Genomic DNA, 2,509 nt, shown 5'->3' with positions numbered 1-2,509 from the left:
TTTTGCCCGGCGACGGCATCGGTCCCGAAATCACGCAGCAAGCCAAACGTGTTCTCGAAACGATTGGTGAGATTTTCGGTCACGAATTCACTTTCCAATCGCATTTGATCGGTGGGATCGCGATCGACGAAACCGGTGACCCGCTACCAGAGGCGACCGTTCAGGCCTGTCGAAATGCCAATGCGATCTTGTTAGGCGCCGTCGGCGGTCCCAAGTGGGATGACCCGTCGGCCAAGACGCGTCCGGAAGCCGGACTGTTGAAGATCCGCAAGGAGCTCGGACTGTTCGCCAACCTGAGACCGATCAAGTTGTTCGATCAATTGATCGACGCCTCGCCGCTGCGTCGCGAGATCATCGAGGGCACCGACATCCTGTTCTTTCGTGAGCTGACCGGCGGAATTTATTTCGGCGAATCCAGTCGCAGCGGATCCGGTAAAGATGAAACCGCCAGCCAGGCGATGGTCTACAGCGTCGGTGAAGTCGAGCGCATCGTTCGGCTGGCCGCTCAAGCCGCCAAGGGACGCGACAACCGATTGACCAGCGTCGACAAGGCAAACGTGTTGGAGCCGAGCCGGTTGTGGCGTCAAACCGCTGCACGCGTGATGGCCGAAGAGTTCCCCGAAGTCGAATACGACGTCGTGCTGGTCGATGCGATGGCGATGCACCTGATCAATCGCCCGTCGGATTTCGACGTCGTCGTCACCGGCAACATGTTCGGTGACATCTTGACCGACGAGGCGTCGATGTTGCCCGGTTCCTTGGGCATGCTGCCGAGTGCCTCGCTGGGCAGTGACGGTCCCGGATTGTACGAACCGATCCATGGTTCAGCCCCCGACATCGCGGGCAAAGGGATCGCCAATCCACTGGCGACCATTTTGGCTGCGGCGATGTTGCTGCGTCATTCGTTGAACGCGGATGCCGAAGCGGTTGCGATCGAGACGGCTGTCGGCGACGTGTTGGCCGCCGGCCTGCGGACCGCCGACATCGCCCGGGGCGGCCCGTCGGTCTCCACCGAAGCGATGGGTGACGCGGTCGTCAATCAACTCAAGCAGTGATGGGTTTGCAATGACTCTGTAGCCGGACGTTCTGGCAACGCCGGCTACCCATTGCCATGCACCGGGAACCCTGATGAACGACACACTAATTCAACCAGAAATCGGGATGCTTGCGAGCACCGTCTGGTTGTCCACGCGGGCAATGATTCTCGTTGCGGTGATCCTGTCCGCGCTGGGCATCGCCTCGTTGGTCGGTTTTCTGTTGTCACGTCGCGAAACGATGGGCGTCGAATCGGCCATCGTCCGACGGTACAACCAAAAGCTCCGTGTCTGGTGGCTGATGACGGCGATCTTCGTCTTCGGCTTCTTACTGCAGCGAATCGGTGTCGTCATCCTGTTCGGGTTCGTGTCGTTTTGGGCGCTGCGAGAATTCATCACGATGACGCCGACGCGGCGCGGAGACCACCGCACGTTGTTCTGGGTGTTCTTTGTGTTCACGCCGCTGCAGTACATCTTGATCGCCCTGGGAAGCCATCCACCCAGCTTCGTTCCCCAGAACGACTACTACGGCTTGTACAGCATCATGATCCCGGTGTACGCCAGCCTGTTCATTCCGGCCCGTGCCGCGATCGCCGGTGACTACAAGCGGTTTCTCGAACGGAGTGCGAAAATCCAAGCCGGACTGCTGATTTGCGTGTACGCGCTCAGTTACGCTCCGGCGCTGCTGGATCTGGATCTGGTTCGAACCGGCGGCGAGCCGTGGCACGGCAGCAACGTCAGCGTGCTGATCTTTCTAGTCGTGATCGCGCAGTTGGCTGCCGTGCTCGAACGCGGCTGGACCAAGCTGGCCGGGCGGCATGTCATTGCGGAAAAGATCAACGGGTCACGAACCTGGGAAGGTGTGCTGGGATCGATGGTGACCACCGGGCTGATCGCCGCGGCGCTCTCCTGGGCGACTCCGTTTTACCCCTGGGAAGCCGGTGTCCTGGCGGCCGTCGTCACCACGATGGCCTGCGGCGGCGCGATGACGATGAGCGCCATCAAACGCGACCGTGGCGTCACCGATACGGGAACGCTGGTTCAAGGTCACGCCGGCGTGCTCGATCAAATCGACAATATCTGTTTCGCCGCACCGGTCTTTTATCACCTGACTCGCTACTTCTTTTCAGCCTAATGACGCTGCGACTGTTCGACACCCACGCGCACCTGAACGTCGATGCCTTTGCCGAAGGTTTGGACGAGACCGTCAGCCGCGCGCGCGACACCGGTGTGGAAGCAATCATGGTGATCGGGATCGATGTCGCAACCAGTCGCCGCGCCTGTGACCTGGCAGCCGAATACCCGGGATTCCTGTACGCCGCTGTCGGAATCCAACCAAACTCCGCCGCTGAGGCAGATGTCGGCGATTTCGCGATCATCGAAGAGTTGGCCGGATACCCCGGTGTCCGCGCGATCGGTGAAACCGGACTGGACTGCTACTGGGACGACACGCCGATCGAATTGCAGCACGTGTA

General features: G+C 60.4%; 3 protein-coding genes. All 3 read left to right on the top strand.

Features of this window, described 5'->3' with window-relative positions:
* Positions 1–2: 2 nt before the first annotated feature.
* The gene (gene leuB / locus ABX749_RS29290) at positions 3–1,055 is read left to right on the top strand and encodes a 3-isopropylmalate dehydrogenase (RefSeq protein WP_372899160.1); all 1,053 of its coding nucleotides are present in this window, start codon (positions 3–5) and stop codon (positions 1,053–1,055) included.
* 73 nt (positions 1,056–1,128) lie between these two features.
* Entirely contained in the window at positions 1,129–2,169 is a 1,041-nt protein-coding gene (locus ABX749_RS29285; RefSeq protein ID WP_372899159.1) for a phosphatidate cytidylyltransferase, read from the top strand.
* On the top strand, positions 2,169–2,509 hold a 341-nt coding region (locus tag ABX749_RS29280), incomplete at its 3' end, for a TatD family hydrolase (protein WP_372899158.1). The genes ABX749_RS29285 and ABX749_RS29280, both read left to right, overlap by 1 nt.

The organism is Stieleria sp. (assembly GCF_041595215.1).
Lineage (GTDB): Bacteria > Planctomycetota > Planctomycetia > Pirellulales > Pirellulaceae > Stieleria > Stieleria magnilauensis.
This window is presented reverse-complemented; position numbering and strand designations above follow the sequence as displayed.

Bases quoted from the DNA above. Each gene is read 5' to 3' on its own strand.
- ABX749_RS29285 (WP_372899159.1), top strand. From the start codon at position 1,129: ATGAACGACACACTAATTCAACCAGAAATCGGGATGCTTGCGAGCACC.